Annotated in this window: 25 protein-coding genes; 14 read left to right on the top strand and 11 right to left on the bottom strand. The window is 76.8% G+C overall.

Annotation, left to right across the window (positions count from 1 at the left end; genetic code table 11):
• Nucleotides 1-47 precede the first annotated feature (47 nt).
• Nucleotides 48-2,084 (top strand): APC family permease, encoded by a 2,037-nt coding sequence (locus CHB98_RS16515; RefSeq protein ID WP_089306683.1) that lies wholly within the window; start codon nucleotides 48-50, stop codon nucleotides 2,082-2,084.
• Entirely contained in the window at nucleotides 2,077-3,369 is a 1,293-nt protein-coding gene (locus CHB98_RS16520; protein WP_089306684.1) for a class I SAM-dependent RNA methyltransferase, read from the top strand. Before CHB98_RS16515 ends, CHB98_RS16520 begins: the two co-directional genes overlap by 8 nt.
• A 7-nt stretch (nucleotides 3,370-3,376) precedes the next feature.
• Here the strand turns inward: CHB98_RS16520 and CHB98_RS16525 are convergent, their stop codons facing one another.
• Nucleotides 3,377-4,159, bottom strand: coding sequence for a hypothetical protein (locus tag CHB98_RS16525; protein ID WP_089306685.1), 783 nt, complete (start codon nucleotides 4,157-4,159; stop codon nucleotides 3,377-3,379).
• A 202-nt stretch (nucleotides 4,160-4,361) separates the two neighbouring features.
• Here CHB98_RS16525 and CHB98_RS16530 point away from each other — a divergent pair, with 202 nt between their 5' ends.
• The 4 genes from CHB98_RS16530 to CHB98_RS16545 all read left to right on the top strand — a co-directional run bounded on the left by CHB98_RS16530 (nucleotide 4,362) and on the right by CHB98_RS16545 (nucleotide 7,403).
• Entirely contained in the window at nucleotides 4,362-4,589 is a 228-nt protein-coding gene (locus CHB98_RS16530; protein WP_089306686.1) for a DUF4177 domain-containing protein, read from the top strand.
• Nucleotides 4,590-4,647: 58 nt separating this feature from the next.
• The gene (locus CHB98_RS16535) at nucleotides 4,648-5,016 is read left to right on the top strand and encodes a hypothetical protein (protein ID WP_245821265.1); all 369 of its coding nucleotides are present in this window, start codon (nucleotides 4,648-4,650) and stop codon (nucleotides 5,014-5,016) included.
• Nucleotides 5,017-5,131: 115 nt separating this feature from the next.
• Nucleotides 5,132-7,048, top strand: coding sequence for a 1-deoxy-D-xylulose-5-phosphate synthase (gene dxs / locus CHB98_RS16540; RefSeq protein ID WP_089306688.1), 1,917 nt, complete (start codon nucleotides 5,132-5,134; stop codon nucleotides 7,046-7,048).
• Nucleotides 7,049-7,124: 76 nt separating this feature from the next.
• Entirely contained in the window at nucleotides 7,125-7,403 is a 279-nt protein-coding gene (locus tag CHB98_RS16545; RefSeq protein WP_089306689.1) for a thiamine-binding protein, read from the top strand.
• Between the two features lie 63 nt (nucleotides 7,404-7,466).
• Here the strand turns inward: CHB98_RS16545 and CHB98_RS16550 are convergent, their stop codons facing one another.
• From CHB98_RS16550 to CHB98_RS16565, 4 genes are all read right to left on the bottom strand, one after another.
• Nucleotides 7,467-9,554, bottom strand: coding sequence for a 3-hydroxyacyl-CoA dehydrogenase NAD-binding domain-containing protein (locus CHB98_RS16550; RefSeq protein ID WP_089306690.1), 2,088 nt, complete (start codon nucleotides 9,552-9,554; stop codon nucleotides 7,467-7,469).
• Complete coding sequence (locus CHB98_RS16555; protein ID WP_089306691.1) at nucleotides 9,551-10,774, bottom strand: thiolase family protein; 1,224 nt, start codon at nucleotides 10,772-10,774, stop codon at nucleotides 9,551-9,553. The genes CHB98_RS16550 and CHB98_RS16555 overlap by 4 nt, the downstream gene beginning before the upstream one ends.
• 104 nt (nucleotides 10,775-10,878) lie before the next feature.
• Nucleotides 10,879-12,114, bottom strand: coding sequence for an HRDC domain-containing protein (locus tag CHB98_RS16560; RefSeq protein ID WP_089306729.1), 1,236 nt, complete (start codon nucleotides 12,112-12,114; stop codon nucleotides 10,879-10,881).
• 175 nt (nucleotides 12,115-12,289) lie between these two features.
• On the bottom strand, nucleotides 12,290-12,892 hold the full coding sequence (locus CHB98_RS16565; protein ID WP_089306692.1) for a DUF3000 domain-containing protein: 603 nt from the start codon (nucleotides 12,890-12,892) through the stop codon (nucleotides 12,290-12,292).
• Between the two features lie 72 nt (nucleotides 12,893-12,964).
• On the opposite strand from CHB98_RS16565, the gene hemE reads away from it, so the two are divergent.
• The 3 genes from hemE (at nucleotide 12,965) to hemQ (ending at nucleotide 16,467) form a co-directional block, all read left to right on the top strand.
• Nucleotides 12,965-14,026, top strand: a complete 1,062-nt coding sequence (gene hemE, locus CHB98_RS16570) for a uroporphyrinogen decarboxylase (protein ID WP_089306693.1) — start codon at nucleotides 12,965-12,967, stop codon at nucleotides 14,024-14,026.
• A 73-nt stretch (nucleotides 14,027-14,099) separates the two neighbouring features.
• Entirely contained in the window at nucleotides 14,100-15,467 is a 1,368-nt protein-coding gene (hemG, locus tag CHB98_RS16575) for a protoporphyrinogen oxidase (protein ID WP_089306694.1), read from the top strand.
• 283 nt (nucleotides 15,468-15,750) lie between these two features.
• Nucleotides 15,751-16,467 (top strand): hydrogen peroxide-dependent heme synthase, encoded by a 717-nt coding sequence (hemQ, locus tag CHB98_RS16580; RefSeq protein ID WP_089306695.1) that lies wholly within the window; start codon nucleotides 15,751-15,753, stop codon nucleotides 16,465-16,467.
• A gap of 10 nt (nucleotides 16,468-16,477) precedes the next feature.
• Here hemQ and msrB read toward each other — a convergent pair whose 3' ends face one another.
• The 4 genes from msrB to CHB98_RS22105 are packed head-to-tail and all read right to left on the bottom strand — an operon-like array spanning nucleotide 16,478 to nucleotide 19,071.
• Nucleotides 16,478-16,900, bottom strand: a complete 423-nt coding sequence (gene msrB / locus CHB98_RS16585) for a peptide-methionine (R)-S-oxide reductase MsrB (protein WP_089306696.1) — start codon at nucleotides 16,898-16,900, stop codon at nucleotides 16,478-16,480.
• A 33-nt stretch (nucleotides 16,901-16,933) separates the two neighbouring features.
• Complete coding sequence (locus tag CHB98_RS16590; protein ID WP_089306697.1) at nucleotides 16,934-17,539, bottom strand: response regulator; 606 nt, start codon at nucleotides 17,537-17,539, stop codon at nucleotides 16,934-16,936.
• A gap of 36 nt (nucleotides 17,540-17,575) precedes the next feature.
• A complete protein-coding gene (locus CHB98_RS22100; RefSeq protein WP_089306698.1) occupies nucleotides 17,576-17,917 on the bottom strand; it encodes a sensor histidine kinase in 342 nt (113 codons plus the stop codon).
• Nucleotides 17,914-19,071, bottom strand: a complete 1,158-nt coding sequence (locus CHB98_RS22105; RefSeq protein ID WP_089306699.1) for a histidine kinase — start codon at nucleotides 19,069-19,071, stop codon at nucleotides 17,914-17,916. Before CHB98_RS22105 ends, CHB98_RS22100 begins: the two co-directional genes overlap by 4 nt.
• 824 nt (nucleotides 19,072-19,895) lie before the next feature.
• On the opposite strand from CHB98_RS22105, the gene CHB98_RS16605 reads away from it, so the two are divergent.
• Nucleotides 19,896-20,543: a hypothetical protein gene (locus tag CHB98_RS16605; RefSeq protein ID WP_089306700.1), complete on the top strand. Its 648-nt coding sequence runs from the start codon at nucleotides 19,896-19,898 to the stop codon at nucleotides 20,541-20,543.
• A gap of 72 nt (nucleotides 20,544-20,615) precedes the next feature.
• A complete protein-coding gene (locus CHB98_RS16610) occupies nucleotides 20,616-21,068 on the top strand; it encodes a hypothetical protein (RefSeq protein ID WP_089306701.1) in 453 nt (150 codons plus the stop codon).
• Nucleotides 21,069-21,131: 63 nt separating this feature from the next.
• On the opposite strand, the gene CHB98_RS16615 is transcribed toward CHB98_RS16610, so the two are convergent.
• The gene (locus CHB98_RS16615) at nucleotides 21,132-21,335 is read right to left on the bottom strand and encodes a cold-shock protein (protein WP_014741881.1); all 204 of its coding nucleotides are present in this window, start codon (nucleotides 21,333-21,335) and stop codon (nucleotides 21,132-21,134) included.
• A 232-nt stretch (nucleotides 21,336-21,567) separates the two neighbouring features.
• Between CHB98_RS16615 and CHB98_RS16620 the strand changes: the two genes are divergently transcribed.
• From CHB98_RS16620 to CHB98_RS22930, 3 genes are all read left to right on the top strand, one after another.
• Nucleotides 21,568-21,810, top strand: a complete 243-nt coding sequence (locus CHB98_RS16620) for a hypothetical protein (protein ID WP_089306702.1) — start codon at nucleotides 21,568-21,570, stop codon at nucleotides 21,808-21,810.
• Between the two features lie 333 nt (nucleotides 21,811-22,143).
• On the top strand, nucleotides 22,144-22,980 hold the full coding sequence (locus CHB98_RS22925) for a DUF222 domain-containing protein (RefSeq protein ID WP_342744041.1): 837 nt from the start codon (nucleotides 22,144-22,146) through the stop codon (nucleotides 22,978-22,980).
• Between the two features lie 23 nt (nucleotides 22,981-23,003).
• Nucleotides 23,004-23,441 carry an HNH endonuclease signature motif containing protein gene (locus CHB98_RS22930; RefSeq protein ID WP_342744042.1) on the top strand — a complete coding sequence of 146 codons (438 nt, stop codon included), beginning with the start codon at nucleotides 23,004-23,006 and terminating at the stop codon, nucleotides 23,439-23,441.
• Between the two features lie 131 nt (nucleotides 23,442-23,572).
• Here CHB98_RS22930 and CHB98_RS21780 read toward each other — a convergent pair whose 3' ends face one another.
• Nucleotides 23,573-24,115: a hypothetical protein gene (locus CHB98_RS21780; RefSeq protein ID WP_179224600.1), complete on the bottom strand. Its 543-nt coding sequence runs from the start codon at nucleotides 24,113-24,115 to the stop codon at nucleotides 23,573-23,575.
• Nucleotides 24,116-24,283 lie beyond the last annotated feature (168 nt).

A 24,283-nucleotide genomic window follows, 5' to 3' on the forward strand; every position in this document is an offset into this window, starting at 1 on the left:
CTCCCGGCGGGGGCGCCGGCGGGAGCGGCGTCCGTACGATCGCCGCCGTGCCGATCCTGTCCGAGCTCGGACAACTCCCCAAGCGCCTGGTGCTGGGCCGCCCCGTGCGCAGCGACCGGCTCGGGGAGTCCCTGCTGCCCAAGCACCTGGCCCTGCCGATCTTCGCCAGCGACCCGCTGTCCTCCGTGGCCTACGCCACGCAGGAGATCCTCATCGTGCTCACCCTGGCCGGGACGGCGTTCCTGTTTCTGACGCCGTGGCTGGCGGTGGCCGTGGTCGTGCTGCTCATCACCGTGGTGCTGTCCTACCGGCAGGTGGTGCGCGCCTACCCCTCGGGCGGCGGGGACTACGAGGTGGCGATCAAGAACCACGGCCAGTTCGCCGGCCTGGTGGTCGCCAGCGCGCTGCTGGTCGACTACGTGCTCACCGTGGCGGTGTCGGTCTCCGCCGGCACCGACAACATCATCTCGGCGTTCCCCGCCCTCAACGAGTACCGGGTCAGCATCGCCGTCGGCCTGGTCACCCTGCTGTCGGCGATGAACCTGCGCGGCGTGCGCGAGTCCGGCCGCACCTTCGCCGTCCCGGCCTACCTGTTCATCAGCGGGATCCTCGTGCTGATCGTGACCGGCCTGCTGCGGCACTTCTTCGGCGACGGCATCACCGCCGAGAGCGCCCAGTACACCGTCATCCCCGAGGAGGGCTACGAGGAGGTCACCGGCCTGGCGCTGGTGTTCTTCGCCCTGCGCGCCTTCGCCTCCGGGTGCACCGCGCTCACCGGGGTCGAGGCCATCGCCAACGGCGTCCCGGCGTTCAAGCCGCCGAAGAGCCGCAACGCCGCCACAACGCTGGCGCTCATGGGCGGCCTGGCGGCGACCATGTTCTCCGGCGTCACCGCCCTGGCCATCCTCGCCGACGTCCGGTACACCGAGTTCCCCTGCGACCTGGAGGGGTTCACCGCCTGCGAGACCGAGCCGCAGCGCACGGTCATCGCCCAGATCGCCGCCGCCACGTTCGGCGGCGACACCTCGCCGGGCTTCTTCTACGTCCAGGCAGCCACCGCGCTGGTGCTCATCCTCGCGGCCAACACCGCCTTCAACGGCTTCCCGCTGCTGGGCTCCGTGCTCGCCCAGGACCGCTTCCTGCCCCGCCAGCTGCACACCCGCGGCGACAAGCTGGTCTACAGCAACGGCATCCTGCTGCTCGCCGGGTTCGCCATCCTGCTCATCGTCGCCTTCGACGCCGACGTCACCCGGCTGATCCAGCTCTACATCCTGGGTGTCTTCACCGCCTTCTCCATCGGCCAGTGGGGCATGGTGCGGCACTGGAACCGGGAACTGCGCACCGAGACCGACCCCCGGGCCCGGGCCCGGATCCGCCGCTCCCAGGCCATCAACACCGTCGGCGGCACGCTGACCACCGTCGTCCTGGTGATCATCGTCATCACCAAGTTCTCCCGCGGCGCCTGGCTGGTGCTGGTCGCCATGCCGATCCTGTTCCTGCTCATGCGCGCGATCAACCGGCACTACTCGCACGTCGCCGAGCAGCTCGTGCCCGACGCGGACTCCCGGCTGCTGCCCAGCAAGGTGCACGCCATCGTGCTGGTCTCCCGGGTGCACAAGCCGACGCTGCGGGCGCTGGCCTTCGCCCGCGCCACCCGCCCGGACCACCTCACCGCGCTCACCGTCAACGTGGACGGCGCCGACACCCGGGCGCTGCAGCAGCAGTGGGAGCGCTACGACATCCCCGTCCCGCTGACCGTGCTCGAGTCGCCCTACCGGGAGGTCACCCGGCCGGTCGTCGACTTCGTGAAGTCCATCCGCCGGGACAGCCCGCGGGAGCTGGTCGTCGTCTTCGTGCCGCAGTACGTCGTCGGCCACTGGTGGGAGAACGTGCTGCACAACCAGAGCGCGCTGCGGCTGCGCGCCCGGCTGCAGTTCCAGCCCGGCGTGATGATCACCTCGGTGCCATGGCAGCTGGAGAGCTCCATCGGCCGGGAGGACGCCGGGCTGCGCGCCACCGGGCCGGCACCCGGCGACCTGCGCCGCGGGCTGGCCGACGAGCACGACGCCACCCCGTATGGCTGACGCACCCTCCCGCCGCGGACGCGCAGACCGGCCTGACCGGGGCGGCGGGTGGGCCGGGCGGGAGTTCGAGGTGACCGTCGGCCCGGTCGCGCACGGCGGGCACTGCGTGGCCCGGCACGAGGGGCGGGTGGTCTTCGTCCGGCACGCGCTGCCCGGCGAGCGGGTCACCGTCCGGGTCACCGAGGACCGCCAGCCCGGCTTCTGCCGCGCCGACGCCGTCGAGGTGCTGGACGCCGCGCCCGACCGCGTCGAGCGGCCCTGCCCGCACAGCGGGCCCGGGCGCTGCGGCGGCTGCGACTGGCAGCACGTGGCGCCGGCCGGGCAGCGGCGGCTCAAGGCGGCGGTGGTCCGGGAGCAGCTGACCCGGCTGGGCGGCCTGCCCGGCGAGGACCCGCTGGTGCGCGACCTCGCCGTCGAGGAGCTGCCCGGCGGGCCGCTGCGCTGGCGCACCCGGACCCGGTTCGCCGTCGACCGGGCCGGGGTCGCGGGGCTGCGCCGGCACCGCTCGCACGACCTGGTGCCGCTGGACGACTGCCCGATCACCGTGGAGCCGGCCGCCCGGGCGGTGCTGGACCGCCGGTGGCCGGGCGCCGGGGCGGTGGACGTGGCCGTCGACTCCGCCGGGTCGGTGACCACCACCCGGCTGGACCGCCGCGGCCGGCCGCAGTCGACCCGGGTGGTCGGCGCCGACGGGCCGGCGCCGGCCGGCCGGGCCGCCCGGTCCGCGGCCGGCCGGGACTGGGAGGTCGAGGGCACCGGCTTCTGGCAGGTGCACCCGGCCGCCGCCGACGCGCTGGCCGCCGCGGTGGCCGGGTTCGCCGCCGTCGCGCCGGGGGAGACGGTGCTCGACCTCTACGCCGGGGCGGGCCTGTTCGGCGGCGCGCTCGCCCCCGCGGCCGGGCCGGCGGGGCGGGTGGTCTGCGTGGAGGCCGACGAGGCCGCCTGCGCCGCCGCGGCGGCCAACTTCGCCGCGCTGCCGCAGGCCGAGGTGTGGCAGGGCCAGGTGGACGCCGAGGGGCTCACCGGCCTGCTGGCCGAGCTGGGCACCGGCCCCGACGTCGTCGTCCTCGACCCGCCTCGGGCCGGCGCCGGGGCGGCGGTCAGCCGGGTGCTCGCCGCCGCCGGGCCGCGCGCGGTCGTCTACGTCGCCTGCGACCCGGCGTCGCTGGCCCGCGACGTCGCGGCCTTCGCCGAGGGCGGCTACCGGCTGGCCGGGCTGCGCGGGTTCGACGCCTTCCCGATGACCGCGCACGTGGAGTGCGTGGCGCTGCTCGCCCGGCCCTGACCGCCGCTCAGTCCCAGCCCTGACCCGCCCGGCCGGTGGTGTCGGCGGTGGCGGTCGCGGGTGCCGTCGTCCCCGCCGGCGTCGCGGGGGTCGTCGGTGCCGCCGTCGTCGGTGTGGGGGAGGGGAGGACCTGCGGCACCAGGGCCGGCGTGCCGGGGGCGGGCGCGCCGGTGGAGGGGACGGCCGACGCCGTCGTCCCCGGTGTCGTGGCCGGCGTGGCCGCCGCCTTCGCCGCCGGGGCCGCCGGGGCCGCCGGGGCCGTGGCCCTCGGCGCGGGTTCCGCGGCCGGTGCGGCTGCGGCTGGCTGGGCGGCCGCGGCCGGCGCAGGGACCGGCGCAGGGGCCGGGGCGAGGCTGCCCGCGGCGGTGCCGGGCGCCGGGGCGTCGGGGGCGGGCGGCGTGGTCCCCGTTCCGGCGGGCGGGTCGGCGGCCGGGGCCCCGGGGGCGGGTGGCGTCCCGGTGTCCTGGAGCGGCGGCGCGGCCGGGGAGGAGGGCGGCGGCGCGGCGGGGGAGGCGCCCGGCTCGGTCGGGTCCGCGGCGCGGGCGGCGTCGCCGATCTCCCCGGCCCGGGCGGCGTCGCCGATCTCGCCGGCCCGCACCGCCTCGCCGACGCCGCCGCCGACCGCCGTGTGCACGGCCGCCTCCGCGCCGGGCCCGGGCGTCCCGCCCCCGTCGGCCGCGACGGCGCCCAGCCCGGCGGCCATGCCGACGAAGGCCAGCACCCCCAGGGCGGTGGCCGCGGCCCGGGAGGGGCCGGAGCCGCCGGTGCGGGGCGAGGACGAGCGGAGCATGCGGGCGGTCCCCTCGGCGTGCACGGGAAGCGGCGGGTGCGGCGGCCCGGGAGCCGGGCGACTCCGGTTCTGGACACGGAGAGCACTCGATCAGGCGCGCCCCGTCACGGTATCGCGGGTGCGGCCGTGACGGAAGGGTCCTGCCGACGGGGACCCGGCCGTCCGCGGGCGGGCGGACGCCGACCGGCTACCGTGGCTGACCGTGACCACCTGGGAGTACGCCTCGGTCATCACGGCCAACGACGCGCAGTCACTGCGTGCCGGGGTGAGCGTCAAGCTCCCCGGCGGGCAGCTGGAGCGGCAGGCCGGCGACACCAGCTCGGTCCTCAACCGGCTCGGCAGCGAGGGCTGGGAGCTGGTCAGCTACCACTCCAGCGGCGCGGGCACCTGGGGCTTCGAGCAGTTCTGGCTCAAGCGCCCCACCTCCTGACCCCCCGGCCGGCGCGCTCGGTCGAACGCGTGTTCGACCGATGGGGCACACTGGTGCGGTGGACCCGACGCTGCCCCCCGGCTGGCCGGCAGCCGTGCGGCCGCCCGGCGCCCCCGACTGGGAGCACACCGCCGTCGTCTGGCTGTTCGACCTCGTGCCGCCGGACTACCGGGCGCACGAGGTGCTGCGCCGCTACCCGGTGCTGCTCGCCCGGTTCGCCCGCGACCACGTGGCCGCGGGGCTGGAGGCCGCCCGCGCGGGCTGGCGCACCGTGCGGGTGGAGCTGGCCGACGACCTGCCGCCGGACGCGATGGAGGCGGCGATGGCGGCCTACGAGCGGGAGGGCGCCCGGCTGGCCGCGGCCGCCCGCGGCGTCGCCGCGGTGGGCGGGGCGCTGCGGGGGGAGCGCTGGGTGCCCCGCCTCTGAGGCCCGCATCCGGAGCCGGTGCTCGGCCGGAAGACCCTGCATGCGCGCGGCTACAGTGGGTCGGCGGCCCTCACGACGCCGTGCCCCGCCGCCGATGGAGAGGACGCACCTCCTCGTGTCGCTCCTGCGATCGCTCCGCACCCCCGACGACCTCAAGGCGCTCCCCGCCGGGCAGCTGCCGGCCCTGGCCGCCGACATCCGGGACACGCTGGTCACCAGCGTCGCCCGGACCGGCGGGCACCTCGGCCCGAACCTGGGCGCCGTCGAGCTCACCATCGCCCTGCACCGGGTGTTCGACTCCCCGCGCGAGCCGATCGTCTTCGACACCGGCCACCAGAGCTACGTGCACAAGATGCTCACCGGCCGGGTCGAGGGCTTCGCGAAGCTGCGCCAGCGCGGCGGGCTGTCCGGCTACCCCTGCCGGGCGGAGAGCGAGCACGACTGGGTGGAGAACAGCCACGCCTCGACCTCGCTGTCCTACGCCGACGGGCTGGCCAAGGCGCTCGCCGTCCGCGGCGAGCACCGGCCGGTCGTGGCGGTCATCGGCGACGGCGCGCTCACCGGCGGCATGGCCTGGGAGGCGCTGAACAACATCGCCGGCGCCCGGGACCGGCCGGTGGTCATCGTGGTCAACGACAACGGCCGCTCCTACTCGCCGACCATCGGCGGGGTCGCCGACGCCCTGGCCTCGCTGCGGCTGCGCCCGGGCTACGAGCAGATGCTGCTCGCCGTCCGCCAGGCCCTGCACCGCGCCCCGGTCGTCGGCTCGGCGCTGTTCGACGCGCTGCACGCCGTCAAGAAGGGCCTGAAGGACGTCCTGTCCCCGCAGGGCATGTTCGAGGACCTCGGGCTGAAGTACATCGGCCCGGTCGACGGCCACGACATCCGGGCGATGGAGTCCGCGCTGCGCCGGGCCCGGGCCTTCGGCGGGCCGGTCATCGTGCACGCGGTCACCACCAAGGGCTTCGGCTACGCGCCGGCCGAGACCGACCAGCTCGACGCCTGGCACGCCACCGGGGTGTTCGACCCCGACAGCGGCGCCAGCGCCGCCACCGCCGGCCGGGACTGGACGACGGCCTTCGGCGACGAGCTGGCGCGGATCGGCGCCGAGCGCTCCGACGTCGTGGCGATCACCGCCGCGATGCTGCACCCCACCGGGCTGACCGCCTTCGCCGAGCGCTTCCCGGAGCGCACCTACGACGTGGGCATCGCCGAGCAGCACGCGCTCACCTCGGCCGCGGGGCTGGCCATGGGCGGGCTGCACCCGGTGGTCGCCGTCTACTCGACGTTCCTCAACCGGGCCTTCGACCAGCTGCTCATGGACGTCGCGCTGCACCGCCAGCCGGTGACCGTCGTCCTGGACCGGGCCGGGGTCACCGGCAGCGACGGCGCCTCGCACAACGGCATGTGGGACATGTCGATCCTCTCCGTCGTCCCCGGGCTGCGCCTGGCCGCGCCCCGCGACGAGCCGACGCTGCGCGAGGCGCTGCGCGAGGCGGTCCAGGTGACCGACGGGCCCACCGTCGTGCGGTTCCCCAAGGGCACCCCGCCGGTGGACGTCCCGGCGCTGGAGCGGCGCGGGCCGGTCGACGTGCTGCGGCGCGGTGCGGCGGCCGAGGTGCTGCTGGTCGCCGTCGGCTCGATGGTCCCGGTGTGCCTGGCCGCCGCGGAGCGGGCCGCCGACCACGGCATCGAGGTCACCGTCGTCGACCCGCGGTGGGTGCTGCCGGTCGCGACCGAGCTGGTGGACCTGGCCGCCGCGCACCGGCTGGTGGTCACCGTCGAGGACGGCGGGCGGGCCGGCGGTGTCGGCACCACGCTGACCCAGGCGCTGCAGGACCGCGGCGTCGACGTCCCGCTGCGGTCGCTCGGCCTGCCGCAGGCGTTCCTCGAGCACGGCAGCGTCGGCCAGGTGCTCGCCGACGTGGGCCTCACCGAGCAGGACGTCGCCCGCCGCATCGCCGAGTGGACGGCGGTGCTGGCCGAGCGCGCCGAGGGCGGCGTGGCCGAGGTGGTCGAGGAGCGGCCGTGACCGAGCTCGCGAGGTCACACGAGGATGCAGCATCGCCTGCGATCACGGTGCTGACGAGCGGCAGCGAGGAAACGCCGTGATCGCCGAGATCCAGGTCGCGCCCTCGCCGGCCGGGACGCCGGAGGACCCGCACGCGCACGTCGAGGCGGCCGTCCGGGTCATCCAGGCGTCCGGCCTCCGGCACGAGGTCGGCGCGCTGGGCACGACGATCGAGGGTGAGCCCGACGCGGTGTGGGCCACCCTCCGTGCGGCGCACGAGGCGATGTTCGCCGCCGGTGCGACCAGCGGGATCTCGCACGTCAAGGTCGCCTCGGTGGACCGGACGATGGACAGCCTCACCGCCAGGTTCCGCTGAGCGGGTGCGCCGGCGCCCCGTTCCCCCGCCGGGGACCGGGCGCCGGCGCACACCCTCGGCTCCTCAGGCGGGCAGGGACGCCACCCCGCGCGGCAGGAACCGCGCGCCGGTGACCCGCTCGGACACCCCGGTGCGGTCGAGGTAGGCGGAGATGCCGCCCAGCCAGAACGGCCAGCCGGCGCCCAGGAGCATGCACAGGTCGACGTCCTGCACCGCCTGCACGACGCCCTCGTCGAGCATCAGCCGGATCTCCTGGGCCAGCGCGCCTGCCGCGCGCTCGCGCACCTGCTCCCCGGTGAGCGGGGCGTCGCCGGCATCGATGCCCGCGAGGTCGGGGTCGACCGCGCCCGGCTCGGAGTACACGCTCGTCGTGCCCAGCTCGACCATCCGCCGCAGCCCCTCGCCGACGGCGAACCGGTCGGGGAAGGCCTCGTGCATCCGCTCGGCGACGTGCAGCGCCACCGGCGGGCCGACCAGCGTGAGCAGCTCGAACGGCGTCATCGGCAGGCCCAGCGGGTCCAGCGCACGCTCGGCGACGGCGACCGGCGTGCCCTGCTCGACGGCGGCGGTGACCTCGCCGAGGAACCGGGTGAGCAGCCGGTTGACCACGAACGCCGGGGCGTCGGCGACCAGCACGCAGGACTTCTTCAGCGCCTTCCCGACGGCGAAGGCGGTGGCCAGCGTGGCGTCGTCGGTCCGCTCGGCGCGCACCACCTCCACCAGCGGCAGGACGGCGACCGGGTTGAAGAAGTGCAGGCCCACCACCCGCTCCGGGTGCGCCAGCTTGGCGGCCATCTCGGTCACCGACAGCGCCGAGGTGTTGGTGGCCAGCACGCACTCCGGCGAGACCACGGCCTCCACCTCGGCGAACACCTGCTGCTTGACCGACATCTCCTCGAACACCGCCTCGACGACCAGGTCGGCGTCGGCGAAGGCGGCCTTGTCCAGCGCGCCGGTCACCAGGCCCGTGAGCCGGTTGAGCCGGTCCGGCGACAGCCGGCCGCGGGCGGCCAGCTCCGCCAGCTGGCCGTGCACCCAGCCGACGCCCTTGTCCACCCGCGCCTGGTCGACGTCGGTGAGGACGACGGGCACCTCCAGCCGCCGCACCAGCAGCAGCGCCAGCTGGGAGGCCATCAGCCCGGCCCCGACCACGCCGACCCTGGTGACCGGGCGGGCCAGCCCCTCGTCGGGGGCACCGGCCGGCCGCTTCGCCCGCTTGCTCACCAGGTCGAAGGCGTACAGCGAGGCCCGCAGCTCGTCGCTCATCAGCAGGTCGGCCAGCGCGGCGTCCTCGGCGGCGGTGCCGGCGGTGAACGCCTCGCCGTCGACGCCGTCGCGGGCGAGGTCGAGCAGCTCGACGGCCCGCAGGGCGCCGGGGGAGGCGTTGCGGGTGCGGGCCGCGACGATGCCGCGGGCGCGGGCGATCGCGTCGTCCCACGCCCCCCGGTCCACCGGCCGGCGGGTGACCGTCACGTCCCCGGCGAGGACGCCGGCGGCCCACTCCAGCGAGCGCTCGAGGAAGTCGGCCGGCTCGAACAGCGCGTCGGCGATGCCGAGCCTCGCCGCCCTGGGTCCCGGCGTCATCCGGTTCTGCGCCAGCGCGTTCTCCACGGCCACCGTGACCGCCGCGTCGATGCCGATCAGGTTCGGCAGCAGCTGGGTGCCGCCCCACCCGGGCACCAGGCCGAGGAAGACCTCGGGCAGGCCGACGACGGCGGTGCTGGAGACGGTCCGGTAGGAGCAGTGCAGGGCCAGCTCCAGGCCGCCGCCGAGCGCCCCGCCGTTGACGAACGCGAACGTCGGGACGCCGGCGTCCTTGAGCCGGCGGAAGACCCGGTGGCCGGTCTCGGCGAGCTCCCGCGCCTGGCCGGCCGAGGTGACCGCCGGGACGCCGGAGAGGTCGGCGCCGACGGCGAAGACGAACGGCTTGCCGGTGACGGCGATCGCCGCCGGTGCCGGCGTGTGCGCCTCGATCGCGTCGAGCGCGGCGTCCAGCGACGCCAGCCCGCCGGGGCCGAAGGTGGACGGGCGGGTGTGGTCGTGCCCGTTGTCGAGGGTGACCAGCGCGATCTCGCCGGCCAGGCCGGGCACCCGCAGGTACCGGACCCTCGCCTCGGTCACGACCTCGCTGGCGAACACCGCGGCGGTCACTCGTCTGCTCCTTCCCAGGCGGGGTTCTCCCAGATGACGGTGGCGCCCATGCCCAGGCCCACGCACATGGCGGTGAGGCCGTAGCGGACGTCGGGCCGCTCGGCGAACTGGCGGGACAGCTGGGTCATCAGCCGCACGCCGGAGGAGGCCAGCGGGTGGCCGACGGCGATCGCGCCGCCCCACGGGTTGACCCGCTCGTCGTCGTCGGCGATGCCGAAGTGGTCGAGGAAGGCGAGCACCTGGACGGCGAAGGCCTCGTTGAGCTCGAACAGCCCGATGTCGCCGATGGCCAGGCCGGTGCGGGCCAGCGCGCGCTCGGTGGAGGGCACCGGGCCGACGCCCATGACCTCGGGCTCGACGCCGGCGAAGCCGTAGCCGACCAGCCGCATGCCGGCGGTGAGCCCCAGCTCGGCGGCCACCTCCTCGGCGGCCAGGATGCAGCCGGTGGCGCCGTCGTTGAGGCCCGCCGCGTTGCCGGCGGTCACGTGGCCGTGCGGGCGGAACGGGGTCTTGAGCGTGGCCAGCCCGTCGGGGGTGGTGCCCGGCCGCGGCGGCTCGTCGGCGGTGGCCAGGCCCCAGCCGTGCTCGGCGCTGCGGGTGGCGACGCTGACCAGCTCCGGGCCGATCTGCCCGTTGGCCACGGCCTCGGCGTACCGCTGCTGGCTGGCCAGCGCGAAGGAGTCGGCCCGCTCCCGGGTCAGGTGCGGGAAGCGGTCGTGCAGGTTCTCCGCGGTGGAGCCCATGACCAGCGCCGAGCCGTCGACCAGCTGCTCGCTGAAGAACCGCGGGTTGGGATCGGCGCCCTCGCCCATCGGGTGGCGGCCCATGTGCTCGACACCGCCGGCGATGGCGACGTCGTAGGCGCCGAACGCGATGCCGCTGGCGGTGGTGGTCACGGCGGTCATGGCGCCGGCGCACATCCGGTCGATGGCGTAGCCCGGGACGGACGCGGGCAGCCCGGCCAGCAGCGCGGCGGTGCGGCCGATGGTGAGGCCCTGGTCGCCGACCTGGGTGCTGGCGGCGATGGCCACCTCGTCGACCCGCTCGGCCGGCAGCGCCGGGTTGCGGCGCAGCAGCTCGCGGATGACGCGGACGACGAGGTCGTCGGCGCGGGTCTCGGCGTAGACGCCCTTCGGGCCGGCCTTGCCGAAGGGGGTGCGCACGCCGTCGACGAAGACGACCTCGCGCAGCGAGCGTGACGGCCGCTCTCGGGATGACACAGGACCTCCGCGGGGGTGGGGAACCGGCCGGGACGGCGCGGCACCCGACAAGTTACCCGCCGGTAACCGACGGACCAAGCGGTCCCATGCCTCCGAGCGACCTCTCAGGCGCGGGTGAGCGCGTCGGCGAGCACGTCGCGGGTGAGCCCGACCTGCCACTCGCGGGCGCCACCGGCGCACAGCGCCGCGGCCACCGTGTCGGCGTCCCGGGGCTCGGGCGGGCTCCACATGAGCCGGCGCACCAGGTCGGGGGAGACCAGGTTCTCCACCGGGACGGCGTGCGCCGCGGCCAGCCCGGCCAGCGCGGCGCGGGCGGCCCGCAGCCGGGTGGCGGCCGCCGGGTCGCGGTCGGCCCAGCGGTTGGCCGGCGGCGGGCCCTCGCTGGGCCGGCTGTGCTGCGGCAGCTCGGTCTCCGGCAGCTCCCGGCCGCGTGCCAGGGCGCCGAACCAGGTGTCGACCAGCCGGCGGTTGGCCCGGCCGCGGAAGACGGGCAGCTCGAGCAGCGCGGCCTCCGTCCGCGGGTCGGCCTGCACCGCGGACACCATCGCCGCGTCCGGCAGCACCCGTCCCGGGGCGACGTCGCGGCGGCGGGCCAGCTCGTCGCGGGCCTGCCACAGCGACCGCAGCATGCCCAGCTGCCGGCGGTCGCGCAGCCCGTGCACCCCCGACGTCCGCCGCCACGGGTCCGGCTTGGGCGCCGGCGGGCCGGCGGCGAGGATGGCGTCGAACTCCTGCCGCGCCCACTCGGTCTTGCCCTGCTCCGCCAGGAGCCCGGCCAGCGCGTCGCGCAGGTCGACGAGCACCTCGACGTCCAGCGCGGCGTAGACCAGCCACTCCTCCGGCAGCGGCCGGGTGCTCCAGTCGGCGGCGGAGTGGCCCTTCTGCAGCGAGAACCCGAGCAGGGACTCGACGACGGCGCCCAGGCCCACCCGCGGCAGGCCGGCCAGCCGGGCAGCCAGCTCGGTGTCGAACAGCCGCGTCGGCACCAGCCCGATCTCGGCCAGGCAGGGCAGGTCCTGGTTGGCCGCGTGCAGCACCCACTCGGCGTCCGCGATCGCCGCCTGCACCACCGACAGGTCCGGCAGCGGCACGGGGTCGACCAGGCCGGTGCCCGCGCCGGCGCGGCGCAGCTGCACCAGGTAGGCCCGCTGGCCGTAGCGGTAGCCGGAGGCGCGCTCGGCGTCCACGGCGACCGGGCCGGTGCCGGCGGCCAGCGCCTCGGCGTAGCCGGCCAGCGCGGGTGGGGTCTCGATGACCGGTGGCAGCCCGTCGCGGGGAGCGAGGAGGGGGACCGCCGGGGGAGCGGCCGGCTCGTCGTCCGGGAGGGGCGCGGTACTCAGAGCAGGTCCACCTTCTCGACAGCGGGTACGGCGCGCGCCCGCGCGGCACGGACCGCGGCGGCCCCCGGGGAGGGGCGCCGGCGCGCGGGTGCCAGGCAGACCCGGGACCCCGATGGTAGTGAGTGCCCGGCCTGCCGGGCCGGGCACCCGCTGGGGTGCGCCGTCGGTGGTGGGCTCAGGGGGTGGCCGGCCCGAGCAGCCGGACGCCGGGCGGCGGCAGCCCGGCCGCGGTGCCCAGCACGTCCAGCCACGCGCTCAGGTGCCGGTCCAGCCGGCCGTCGTCCGGGGTCCAGGAGGCGCGGATCTCCACGTCGACCGAGTGCTCGGGGCCGGCCAGCTCGCCGAAGCGGGTCGAGGCGGTGCGGGTGACGGTGCCGCCCAGCGCGTGCGACGTGGCGCCGCAGTCGGCGAGGGCGTCGGTCAGCCAGCTCCAGGCGACCTCGGAGAACATCGCGTCGTCGACCATGTGCTCGTCGGTGGTGGCCGACAGGTAGCCGACGCAGCGGGTGGTGCCGGCCCAGGCGTCGTGGCCGGCCGGGTCGTGCAGGACGATGAACCGGCCGGTGGCGACCTCGACGAGCTCGTCGCCGTCGGGCTCGGTGACCAGCGCCCCCACCGCGAACGCGTGCGGCGCCAGCCGCTGCGGCGCCGGGATGGCCTCCAGGACGATCTCGGGCCGGGTGGTCACGCCGGCCAGCGCCTCCAGCGCAGCGCGGAACTCCTCCGGCGGCTCGCCGCCCGCGCGGTCCCCGGGACCGGGGAGGCTGGAAGGCTCCACGTCCGCAGGGTAGGTCGCCGGACCGCCCGCTGCTGCCGACGCGCCGCACGGGGTCTGGGAGGATGGGACGTCGTGACCGCCGTTCCCGCTCCGACGCCCGCGCCCCTCCCCGCCGAGTCGGACCTGGTGCGGGCCGCCCGCGGCCTGCCGGTGCGGCGCACCCCGGTGTGGTTCATGCGCCAGGCCGGCCGCTCGCTGCCGGAGTACCGGGCGCTGCGGGCCGGCACCCGGATGCTCGAGGCCTGCCAGGACCCGGACCTGGTCACCGAGATCACCCTGCAGCCGGTGCGCCGGCACGGGGTGGACGCCGCCATCCTCTTCTCCGACATCGTGCTGCCGCTGGTGGTCGCCGGCGTCGACATCGACATCAAGCCCGGGGTCGGCCCGGTGATCGCCCAGCCGGTGCGCACCGTCGCCGACGTGGCCGCGCTGCCGCCGCTGGAGCCCGACCGGCTGGACTTCCTGGCCACCGCCGTGCGCCGGCTGGTCGCCGAGCTCGGGGGCACGCCGCTGATCGGCTTCGCCGGCGCGCCGTTCACCCTGGCCACCTACCTCATCGAGGGCGGGCCGTCGAAGGAGCACGCCCGCACCAAGGCGTTCATGTACGCCGAGCCGGAGGCGTGGGGCCGGCTGCTGGACCGGCTGGCCGTCTCCGCCGCCACCTTCCTCACCACCCAGGCCGACGCCGGCGCCTCCGCGGTGCAGCTGTTCGACTCCTGGGCCGGGGTGCTGTCGGCGGCCGACTACGCCGAGCGGGTGCTGCCGCACTCCCGCGCGGTGTTCGACGCCCTGGGCGACCGGGACCTGCCGCGCATCCACTTCGGCGTGGGCACCGGGGAGCTGCTGCCGCTGCTCGGGGACGCCGGGGCCGACGTCGTGGGCGTCGACTGGCGGGTGCCCCTGGACGAGGCCGCCCGCCGGGTGGGCCCGGACCGGTCGCTGCAGGGCAACCTCGACCCCGCCGTCCTGCTCGCCGACCGGGCCAGCGTCGACCGCGAGGTGCGCCGGGTGGTCGCCCAGGGCCGGGCCGCGCGGGGCCACGTGTTCAACCTCGGCCACGGCGTGCTGCCCGACACCGACCCCGGGGTGCTCACCGCCGTCGTCGACCTGGTGCACGAGCTGACGGCGACGTGACCGAGCGGGCGAGGTCACGCATGAGCACAGCACCCGGGCGCACGGGCGCCACGAGCGCCGGCGAGGCGGGCCCGTGACCCGGCTGGTCGTCGTCGGCGCCGGGATCACCGGCCTGGCCGCCGCGTTCGAGTGGCGGTGCCGGCGCCCGGACGACGAGATCGTCGTCCTGGAGGCGGGGGACCGGGTCGGCGGGAAGGTGCACCGGGTCGAGCTGGCCGGGCAGTGGTACGACACCGGCCCGGAGGCCGTGCTCGCGCGGGTCCCCGAGGCGGTGCGGCTGGTCGAGCGGCTCGGGCTGGCCGACCGGCTGGTCGCCCCGGCCACCACGCAGGCCACCGTGGTGCTGCCCGACGGCCGGTTCCCGCTGCCGGCCGGCACGGTGCTCGGCGTCCCGGCGTCGGCCGAGGGGCTCGACGGGATCCTCACCCCGGCCGGGGTGGCCCGGGTGCACGCCGAGGCCGGCCTGCCGCCGCTGACGCTGGACGGCGACGTGGCGGTCGGCGCCCTGCTGCGCGCCCGGCTGGGCGACGAGGTGGTCGACCGGCTGGTGGAGCCGCTGCTCGGCGGCGTCTACGCGGGGCGGGCCGACGAGCTGTCCCTGCAGGCCACGATGCCGCAGCTGGCCGCGCAGCTGCCCGCCGCCGGGTCGGTGCTCGCCGCGGCCGCCGCCGCCCGCGACGCCGGCGCGCGCAGCCGCTTCGACACCGGCACCCCCGTGTTCGTCACCGTCGCCGACGGCATCGGCTCGCTGCCGGCCGCACTGGTGGCCGCCTCGGGCGCCGACGTCCGGCTGCGCACCCCGGCCCACGGCCTGACCCGGACGGCGACCGGCCTGGAGCTCTCGGTCGGCCGGGGGGACGCACCCGAGCGGCTGGCCGCGGACGCCGTCCTGGTCACCGCGCCGGCCGGCAAGGCCGCCCGGCTGCTGGCCGGGGTCGCGCCCGGCGCGGTCGAGCCGCTGCGGGGCATCCCGTACGCCTCGATGGCCGTGGTCGCGATGGCCTTCCCGGCGCAGGAGGTGGCCCCCGGGTCCGGGCTGCTGGTGCCGCCGGTGACCGGCCGGCTGGTCAAGGGGGTGACCGTCTCCTCCCGCAAGTGGCCGCACCTCGCGCCCGGCGGGCACCTGCTGGTCCGCTCCTCGGTGGGCCGGTACGGCGAGGAGCACCAGCTGCAGCGGGACGACGACGACCTGGCCGCGGCCGTGGTCGCCGACGTCGCCGACCTGCTGCAGCTGTCCCGGCCCGAGCCGGTGGCCACCCGGGTCGTGCGCTGGGGCGGCGGGCTGCCGCAGTACCTGGTGGGCCACCCGGCGCGGGTGGCGGCGGTCCGTGCCGCCGTCACCGCGGTGCCGGGGCTGGGGATCGCCGGGGCGGCGTTCGGCGGGGTGGGCGTGCCGGCGTGCATCCGCGACGCGCAGCGGGCCGTCGACGCGCTGCTGTGAGCGTGCCCGACGCCACGGTGGCGGTCGGCATGGCGGCGGGACGGGGGCCGTTGCACCTGCCGTGACCGTGCACCACCCCGTCCGTCCTGTCCTCCGACCCTCACGCTGCCTGCGCCACCACGTCTGGATGGCCGCCTGCGGCGACTGCCGCGACGCGCACGCCGCGTCCGTCCGGGGCCAGCGGGACACCGCTCCGGCGACCCGCTGACACCTGCCGCCGCCGCCCGCCCCCGGACCGGCGGGCGGCGGTGGACCGGCACCACCGACGGGGGATGATGGGTCCATGAGCGAGCAGACCGACCAGCGCAGCATCGGCAAGCGCGCGAACGAGCTCAACGCCACCATCCGCTACACGATGTGGTCGGTGTTCCGGCTGGCCCGCCCGCTGGGCGAGCAGCAGCGCACCGGGATCGCCGACGAGGTGCAGGGCCTGCTCGACGAGCTGGCCGGCAAGGACGTCGTCGTCCGCGGCACCTACGACGTGAGCGGCCTGCGGGCCGACGCCGACCTGATGGTCTGGTGGCACTCCTCGACGCCCGAGGCGCTGCAGGAGGCCTACACCCGGCTGCGCCGCACCGCGCTGGGCCGGCACCTGGAGCCGGTCTGGTCGCAGATGGCCCTGCACCGGCCCGCGGAGTTCAACCGCAGCCACATCCCGGCGTTCCTGGCCGACGAGCAGCCGCGCCGCTACGTGTGCGTCTACCCCTTCGTGCGGTCCTACGAGTGGTACCTGCTGCCCGACGAGGAGCGCCGGGCGATGCTCACCGAGCACGGCCAGATGGCCCGCGGCTACCCCGACGTCCGGGCCAACACGGTGGCCTCCTTCGCCCTCGGCGACTACGAGTGGCTGCTGGCCTTCGAGGCCGACGAGCTGCACCGGATCGTCGACCTGATGCGCGACCTGCGGGCCTCGACCGCGCGGCGGCACGTCCGCGAGGAGGTGCCGTTCTACACCGGCGTCCGCAAGCCCGTGGCCGAGCTGGTCGCCGACCTCCCCTGACGCGAGGGGCTCAGCCCTCCGCGGGCTCCAGGCGGATGCTCACCGAGTTGATGCAGTAGCGGTCGCCGGTGGGGGTCTGCGGGGCGTCCTCGAAGACGTGCCCGAGGTGGCTGTGGCAGCTGCCGCACAGCACCTCGGTGCGGACCATCCCGAAGGCGCGGTCCTCGCGGAGCACCACGTTGTCGGCGGACGTCGGCTCGTAGAACGACGGCCACCCGCAGTGCGAGTCGAACTTCGTCTCCGAGCGGAACAGCTCGGCGCCGCAGGCACGGCAGCTGTAGACGCCCTGCGTCCTCGTGTCGACGTACTCGCCGGTCCAGGGCCGCTCGGTGCCGGCCTGGCGCAGCACGGCGTACTCCTCCGGCGACAGCTGGGCCCGCCACTCCTCGTCGCTCCTGGTGACCCGGGGCTGGTTCTGCGCGGACGTGGTCATGCCCTCCACGGTACGAGCCGCCCGCCAGCGCGGTCAGCGCCCCAGGCCGGCCTCCCGCGCCCGGACGATGGCCTGGGCCCGGTCGGTGACCTGAAGCTTCGCCAGCACGTTGGACACGTTGTTGCGCACCGTCTTCGGCGACAGGTACAGCGTCGCGGCGATCTGCGCGTTGGACCGCCCCGCGGCCACCAAGTCCAGGACCTCCCGCTCGCGGGCGGTCAGCTGGGGGAACGCCGTCTCCGGCCCGGTCGGCCCGGCGGCGAAGAACTCGGCGATCCGCCGCGCCAGCGCCGCCCCGAACACCGCCCCGCCGGAGGCGACCGTGGTGATCGCGCGGACCACCTCCTCCTGGTCGGCGCCCTCGAGCAGGTAGCCGCGGGCCCCGGCGCGGACGGCGGCGAACACGGTGCCGTCGTCCTCGCTCATGGTCAGCACGACGACCCCGACGGACGGCGACTCCGTGGCGACCCGCCGGGTGGCCTCGATCCCGTCCAGCACCGGCATCTGCACGTCCATCACCACGACGTCGGGCTGCTCGTGGCGGGCCAGCGCCACCGCGGCCGCGCCGTCGGCCGCGGTGCCGACCACCACCAGCCCGGGCACCGAGCCGAGCAGCGCGGCCAGCCCGTCGCGGTACACGGGTGGTCGTCGACGACCAGCACCCGGATCGGCTCCTCAGCGCCCTCCACCGGCACCCCCTCCGTCCGCGGGCAGCACCGCCCGCACCACCGTGCCCCCGGACGCCGGGCACTCCACCGCGCAGCGGCCGCCGAGCTCGGCCCCCCGCTCGCGCAGGGACACCAGCCCCACCCCGGCGGGGGCGTCCGGGGCGATGCCGACGCCGTCGTCGGCGACGGCCACCACCAGCGCGCCGTCGTCCTGCCGTCCCAGCGTGACCCGCACCCGCCGCGCCGACGCGTGCCGGGCCACGTTGGCCAGCGCCTCCGACGCGATCCGGTAGGCGGCGACCTCCACCGCCGCCGGGAGGTCGGCGGGGTCGCCGGCCTCGACGGTCACCGCGACCCGGGCGCGAGCAGCCGCTCGGCCTGCTGGCGCACCGCGCCGGCCAGGCCGAGGTCGTCCAGGGCCGGCGGGCGCAGGTCGTGCACCAGCCGGCGGACGTCGGCCAGCGCGGCGGCGACGTCGTCGCGGACCTGGCGCAGCACCCGGTCGGACTCCTCGGGCCGGGTCGCGGCCAGGTTGCGCGCGGTGTCTATGCGCAGGACGACGGCACCGAGCGCCGGCCCCAGGCCGTCGTGCAGGTCCCGGCGCAACCGGCGGCGCTCCTCCTCGCGCGCGGCGACCAGCTGCTCGCGGCTGTGCTGCAGCTGGGCGGCCAGCGAGCTGGCGCGCGCGGCCGCGGCGGCCTGCCGGACGACGTCGGCGAGCAGCCGCTCGTCGCGGGTGACCAGCTGCGCGCGGACCCCGTCCCGGGGGAGCAGCAGCCGGCCGACCTCCTCGCCGCGGTAGGCGATCGTCAGCGACTGCACCGTGGCGGGGCGGCGGCCGTGCTCGGCCAGCACCCGCCCGCCGCCGGCCTGCTCCACCTCCACGCCGACGTAGGGCGAGCGGAAGGCCTCGGCCACGCCCGCGGCGATGGCCATGAGCTGCTCCTCGGCCCCGTCGGTGCGCTCCAGCCGCTCGGCCGGGCCGGAGACCACCCGGTACGGGTCCTCCCGCTCGCCGAGCACCCACCGGCGGACCAGCCGCCACAGCGGCGCGCGCAGGGGCAGGTAGACGGCGGCGACCACCAGCAGGGTCAGCAGCGTGGCGTCGCGTTCCCCGAGCCGGTCGCCGGGCAGCGCGCCGGCGGCGCCGACCACCGCGAGGTCCAGCAGCACGACGCCGACGCCGAGGACCCCGTAGACCACGGTGCCGCCGAGCAGCCGGTCGATGTCGACCGCGCGCGGCCGCAGGATGCCGACGGCGACGGCGACGGCGGTCCCGGTCAGCGCCACGGCGACCGACAGGGCGGCGGTGCTCGGGTCACCGGGCAGCAGCAGGGTCGAGAGCATGACCAGCAGGTCGACGACGGCCGCCCACAGCAGCCAGCGCAGCCGCCGCCGGTCCTCGCCCCGCGCCCGCCGGTACCGGGCGACGACCGAGGCCGCCGGGACGACGATGCCCAGGACCGCGACGGGGAAGGCGACCCGCAGCAGGGACAGCGCCACGTCGGCCGGCAGCGGGAGGGTGGTGAGGTCGAGGTCCAGCGCCCGGTAGGCCTCCGGGTGCCGGTGCCCTCCCGGGAGAAGGCGACCTCCGAGGGGACGACGAGCAGCAGCAGGACGTGCAGCGCGGTCGAGGCGAGGCTGGCCACGGCGAGCGGCGCCACCGGCCGGAGGGGAGCCGGCCGTACGGGTAGAGCAGGAGGAGCAGCGGCAGGCCGAGCAGCAGCGCCGCGCCGAGCCGCTCGACCGTCCAGAACGCCAGGCTCGCGCCGGCCAGCGGCGGGTCGTGGCGCAGCGCGTGGGTGACCCACGCGTCGGCCAGCCCGTCCACCGCCCACAGCAGGCCGGTGCCGGCCAGGACCCAGGAGACGGCGTTGCGCGGGGCCCGGAGGAGCAGCAGCGCCGCCGGGACGGCGAGGGCCACGCCGGGCAGGGTGACCGGCCAGCCGGCACTTCGGCCCAGCCCCTCCCGGAACTCCTCGGGGGTCACCACGTCCAGCACGGCAGCGGCGAGCGAGGCGCCCAGGGCGACCCCGAGGACCGTCCAGGCGGCGGCCCTCCGGCGCCATGACCGCCCGGGCAGCCCGCGGGGCGCCGCCTCGGCGACCGGCGGCGCGGCGCTCGGCCCGGCCACCGGGATGCCCACCTGCACGCGCAGATCCTCACCTGCCGGCGTCCCGCCCGTCACGGGGCGGCTGTCCCGTGTCACCCGGGACACCGACCGTGACCGGATCGAGGGCGCCGGGCCCTGGGTGCCCGGGACGCGTCCCCGCGACGGTCCTCCCAGCCGGTGCACAGGGCACCGCGACGACACGACGGAGGACCAGATGTCCCTCAGCAGCAACCCCGCCCCCGCCCGCACCGACGCCCCGGTCGGGGCCCCCGGGGCCACGGCGGCGCCGGCCGTCGCGGCCCGGCTGGTCCGCCGGGTCGGGATCGCCGTCGCCGCCGGCGCCGGCTCCTGGGCCGCCGCCGTGGCCGCGCTCGGGACGACGCCGCCGGCCGGCACCTGGCAGGCGGCGGTGGTGAACGTCGCCGCCTTCGCCTTCCAGCTGGGCCTGGCGTTCCTGGTGACCGCGCAGCTGCGCACCGGGGCCATCGGGACCGGCCGGCTGGCCCGGGGCCTGCTGCACGTGGAGCACGGCCTCCTGACGGTGGCCATGGTGTCGTCGCTGATGTGGGCGTTCACGCCCGGGCTCTACGACACCGGGTTCTTCTTCGTCATCGACCTGTTCTGGCCGCTGTCCATGCTGGGCATGGCCGCGCTCGGGGTCCGGATCGCCATCGCCGGCCGGTGGCGCGGTGCAGCCCGGTTCTGGCCGCTGGTCGCCGAGAGCTGGGGGCCGGTCGTCGTCCCGACCGCGTTCCTGCTGCCCGCCGTCACCCAGTACGTCGGGGCCGCGCACCTGCTGGTCGGCTACGTCGCGCTCGGCGTCCTGCTGTTCCTCCGCCCGGAGCTGACCGGGGCCCGCTGAGCCGGCGGCCGCGCCTCGCCACCCCGTGACCCGGGTGGCGGGGCGCCGTCGTGCGCGGCGGAGACTGGCCGGGTGCCCGAGCAGCTCGACGACGTCTGGTTCACCCGCGACCTGCCCGTGCTGCGGGCGATCGCCCGGCTGGTCGACGGGTCGGAGCACGGCGGCAACCCGTACCTGGGGCAGGTGGTGCCGGCCAGCGGGCTGCCCAAGCCGCAGGTGGCGGCGGCGGCGCGGGCGCTGGTGTCGGCGGGCTACGTCGAGGCGCTGACCAACTACGCCGGCGAGATCGTGCGGTTCACCGGCATCTCGGCCGAGGCGCGGCGGCTGGCCGGGCTGTGGCCGACGCCGCAGGGGGAGTGGGAGCGGCTGGTCGAGCAGCTCACCGCGCGGGCGTCGAACGCGCCGACCGACGTCGAGCGGGCCCGGTGGCGGGCCCTGGCCGAGGCGGCGACGTCACTCGGGCCGGACGACGGCGCGCTGCTCATGTCGGCGCTCATCGGGGGCTACGTGCCGCGGGCCCGGTGACCCCCGGGAACGGCAGCGCCCCCGCCCGGCTGAGCCGGACGGGGGCGCTGTGCTGATCGGGGATCAGACGGGGTTGACGTTCGCCGCCTGGGGGCCCTTCTGGCCCTGCTCGATGTCGAACGAGATGCGCTGGCCTTCGTCGAGCGAGCGGTACCCGCTGGTCTGGATGGCCGAGTAGTGGACGAACACGTCCGGCCCACCGCCGTCAGGGGTGGCGAAGCCGAACCCCTTCTCCGCGTTGAACCACTTGACAGTTCCTTCGGGCATTGCTCGCTCCTAGCTGAGGTGGTGCATCGGGGTCCTGCCATAGCGCAGAGGCCTTCCCGACGCGGACGACCATAGCCGCACAACGGCGTCCGCGGGGCGCTGGGGCCGGTCCGTCTTCGCCGTCGGCGACCTTGCGGTGATCCTGCGGCTCCCCGCGCGGCGGCCTGCGGAGCGGCCCGGATCGTCGTCCGTGCCGGGAGGGACCCGGCGAGCCGAGGAACGGACGCCCGCCATGACCGCCGCCCCGCTGACCACCGAACCCCTCGTCCTGGTCGACGTCGTGGACCTCGCCGAGGCCGACCTGGACGCCGACCTGGCCGAGCGCCTGGTGCTCACCGGCGCGGTGGCGCCGCGCGCGGACGTCCCCGCCACCGCGGCCGAGGCGATCGCGCTCGCCCGCAGCATCCGCGGCGCCGGTGCGGCGGCGCTCGTCGTGCACGCCCTGGGCGGCCGGGCCGCCGCGCTCGCCCGCTGACCCGCCCACTCCTGTCCGGGCACCCGTCACCTCCGCGGGGCCTGCCTCGCTGTAGGTGGGGACGTGCCTCCCTCGGCCGGGTGGTCCGACCCGGGCCGACGCCGTCGGGCTGGCCCGGCGGCCGGTGACCAGCCTGCCGGTGGCCCGGGACGTCCGGCCGGAGGGGTGGACGGCGCGCTCGCTCGGCTGGGCGCTCTTCCACCGGTAGACCGCCGCTCGTCGAGGCCCCGCCGGATCTGTGGACGGGCGTCTGAGCTGGGGATTCGCGTTGATCACGCCTGCCTGCCGCGGTGGACTTCGAACACGTGATCGAGCCGATGGGGAGGAGGTGTGGTGGACGGCTTGTCGGACGCGCTGGACGCCCTGGCCGCGGAGGACCTCGCCCCGCTGTTCGGCCCGGCGCTGCTGGAGCGGCTGCGGCCGCTGCTGCTGGCGCAGAACCGCCTGGCGGCGGAGGTGGCCCGCACGGTCCGGGAGTGCGACGTGTCCGGGGCGGTGGAGCACGACGGGCTGAAGACGATGGGTCCCCGGTTGCGCGGGCACGCCCACCTGTCGGGTGCCGAGGCCGCCCGGGTGGTGCGCGCCGGCCGCGCGCTGGTGCACCTGCCTGTGATGGCGGCGGCGTTCGCCGCGGGGGAGGTGACCGGGGAGCAGGCCGCGGTGCTCGGCCGGATCGCCGAGCCGGGCAGGCTGGCGCTGGCCGCCGACCAGGGCGTGGGCGTGGCCGCGGTCGACGGGCTGCTCACCGGGCTGGCCCGCACCCGGCCGTATGCCGACACCGTCAGGGCGGTGCGGCACTACAGCGACCGCCTGGACGCCGACGGCCCGGAGCCCGATCCGACCGAGGGCCGGCGGTTGAGCATCGTGCGGGACGCCGACGGGTCGGTCAGCTTCCGCGGCGATCTGGACGCCGTGGGCGGGGAGGAGTTCAGCACCGCGATCGAGGCCATCGTGCAGGCCGGCCGCACCGCCGCCGCCGCCGCCGCCGAGCGGACGCGCACCCAGCAGCAGGCTGACGCGCTGGTGCAGCTGTGCGACACCGCCCTGGCCGCCGGCGCCCTGCCGGTGCTGCGCGGGCACGAGCCGCAGGTGGTCGTCACGGTCGGCATCGGCGACCTCACCGACCCGGCGACCGGGGCGGCGCGGCACAGCTGGCCTCCGGCGCGCTGATCTCCGCGGCGCGGGCCCGCTGGCTGGCCTGCGACGGGGCCGTCACCCGGGTGGTGATGGGCCCGGACGGGATCCCGCTGGACCACGGCCGCGCCCTGCGCCTGGTCCCACCCTCGCTGCGCCGGGCGGTGGAGGTGCGTGACGGCGGCTGCGTGTTCACCGGCTGCGGTGCGCCCACTTGGTGGTGCGACGTGCACCACCTGCTGGAGTGGGCCAACGGTGGGGAGACCAGCCTGGCCAACTCCGCGCTGCTGTGCGAACGGCACCACACCAAGGTCCACCACGGCTTCCGCGTCGAACGTCAACCCGACGGGCAGTGGCACACCTGGAGCCCCGACGGCACCCGGATCTACACCGGACCCAGCGGCACCGGACCCAGCGGTACTGAACCGGGCGGAACCGGGCCGCCGCGCGGCAACGGACTAGGCGGAACCGGACCAGCGCTCACCACCGCCGCTTGACCACTGCCGCTCCATCACCGCACCCGCACCCGCACCCGCACCCGCGACCGAGCCGGAGCCGACCCGCGCCCACACCGGGCACCGGGCCGGCTGCCGGCCGTCCGCGTGCGGGAGGGGGCGAGGCGGCCTGCTCAGAGCAGGTGGCCCGGCTGCTCCGGGAAGGGGCGTCCCCGGGGCGGGACGGCGTAGTCGCCACCGGGGGTGGGGCCCCGCCGCCGGCCACCGCGTGCCCCGGGGGACGACTGACCGTCGGACGACGCATGGTGGGACGACGCACCGTGGGACGTCGCACCGTGGGACGTCGCACCGTGGGACGTCGCACCGTGGGACGTCGCACCGTGGGACGTCGCACCGCCGGACGACGGACCCGCCGGCAGCGCCAGGGGCTCCGTCCGCCACGACGGCACCGTGATCGTCCTGGGCTCGTCCCACGCCGTCCCGGCCGCCAGCGCCCGCTCCTCGCACCACGCCTCGACCGACCGGCGCCACCGCCGGCCGGCGACGTCCATGCCGGCCAGGACGACGATGCCGACGGCGACGGTCAGGCAGGCGTTGGCCAGCGCGGTCGCCACATCGAGGGCGGTGAGCTGCGGCCAGCCGATCGTGGCGAGCTGGACGCCGACGATCTCCACGACGACGTAGAGCACGCCGTACAGCAGGATCGGGACCCGCATCGTGCACCTCCGTCGTGGACCGGACGTCCCCCCAACGGCAGGTCGGGCACCGCGGCGGCGTCGATCGGCTCGCGTGTCACCCATACGGGTGAACGGACGGGCGGACACCGGCTCGTCCCGGGTCGACAGCGTGCGATCGCAGACCCCGCGGACAGCCGCGGCCGTGCG

It is taken from the genome of Geodermatophilus pulveris (assembly GCF_900188375.1).
GTDB lineage: Bacteria > Actinomycetota > Actinomycetes > Mycobacteriales > Geodermatophilaceae > Geodermatophilus > Geodermatophilus pulveris.

What these genes read in the sequence shown, in the direction of transcription:
- msrB (WP_089306696.1), bottom strand. Translation starts at nt 16,900, where the DNA reads ATGACCACGTCCGCGCAGAACCAGCCCCGGGTCACCAGGAGCGACGAG.
- CHB98_RS21780 (WP_179224600.1), bottom strand. Translation starts at nt 24,115, where the DNA reads ATGCGGGTCCCGATCCTGCTGTACGGCGTGCTCTACGTCGTCGTGGAG.
- CHB98_RS16525 (WP_089306685.1), bottom strand. Translation starts at nt 4,159, where the DNA reads ATGCTCCGCTCGTCCTCGCCCCGCACCGGCGGCTCCGGCCCCTCCCGG.
- hemQ (WP_089306695.1), top strand. Translation starts at nt 15,751, where the DNA reads ATGAGCGAGCAGACCGACCAGCGCAGCATCGGCAAGCGCGCGAACGAG.
- CHB98_RS16620 (WP_089306702.1), top strand. Translation starts at nt 21,568, where the DNA reads ATGACCGCCGCCCCGCTGACCACCGAACCCCTCGTCCTGGTCGACGTC.
- CHB98_RS16520 (WP_089306684.1), top strand. Translation starts at nt 2,077, where the DNA reads ATGGCTGACGCACCCTCCCGCCGCGGACGCGCAGACCGGCCTGACCGG.
- CHB98_RS16615 (WP_014741881.1), bottom strand. Translation starts at nt 21,335, where the DNA reads ATGCCCGAAGGAACTGTCAAGTGGTTCAACGCGGAGAAGGGGTTCGGC.
- CHB98_RS16605 (WP_089306700.1), top strand. Translation starts at nt 19,896, where the DNA reads ATGTCCCTCAGCAGCAACCCCGCCCCCGCCCGCACCGACGCCCCGGTC.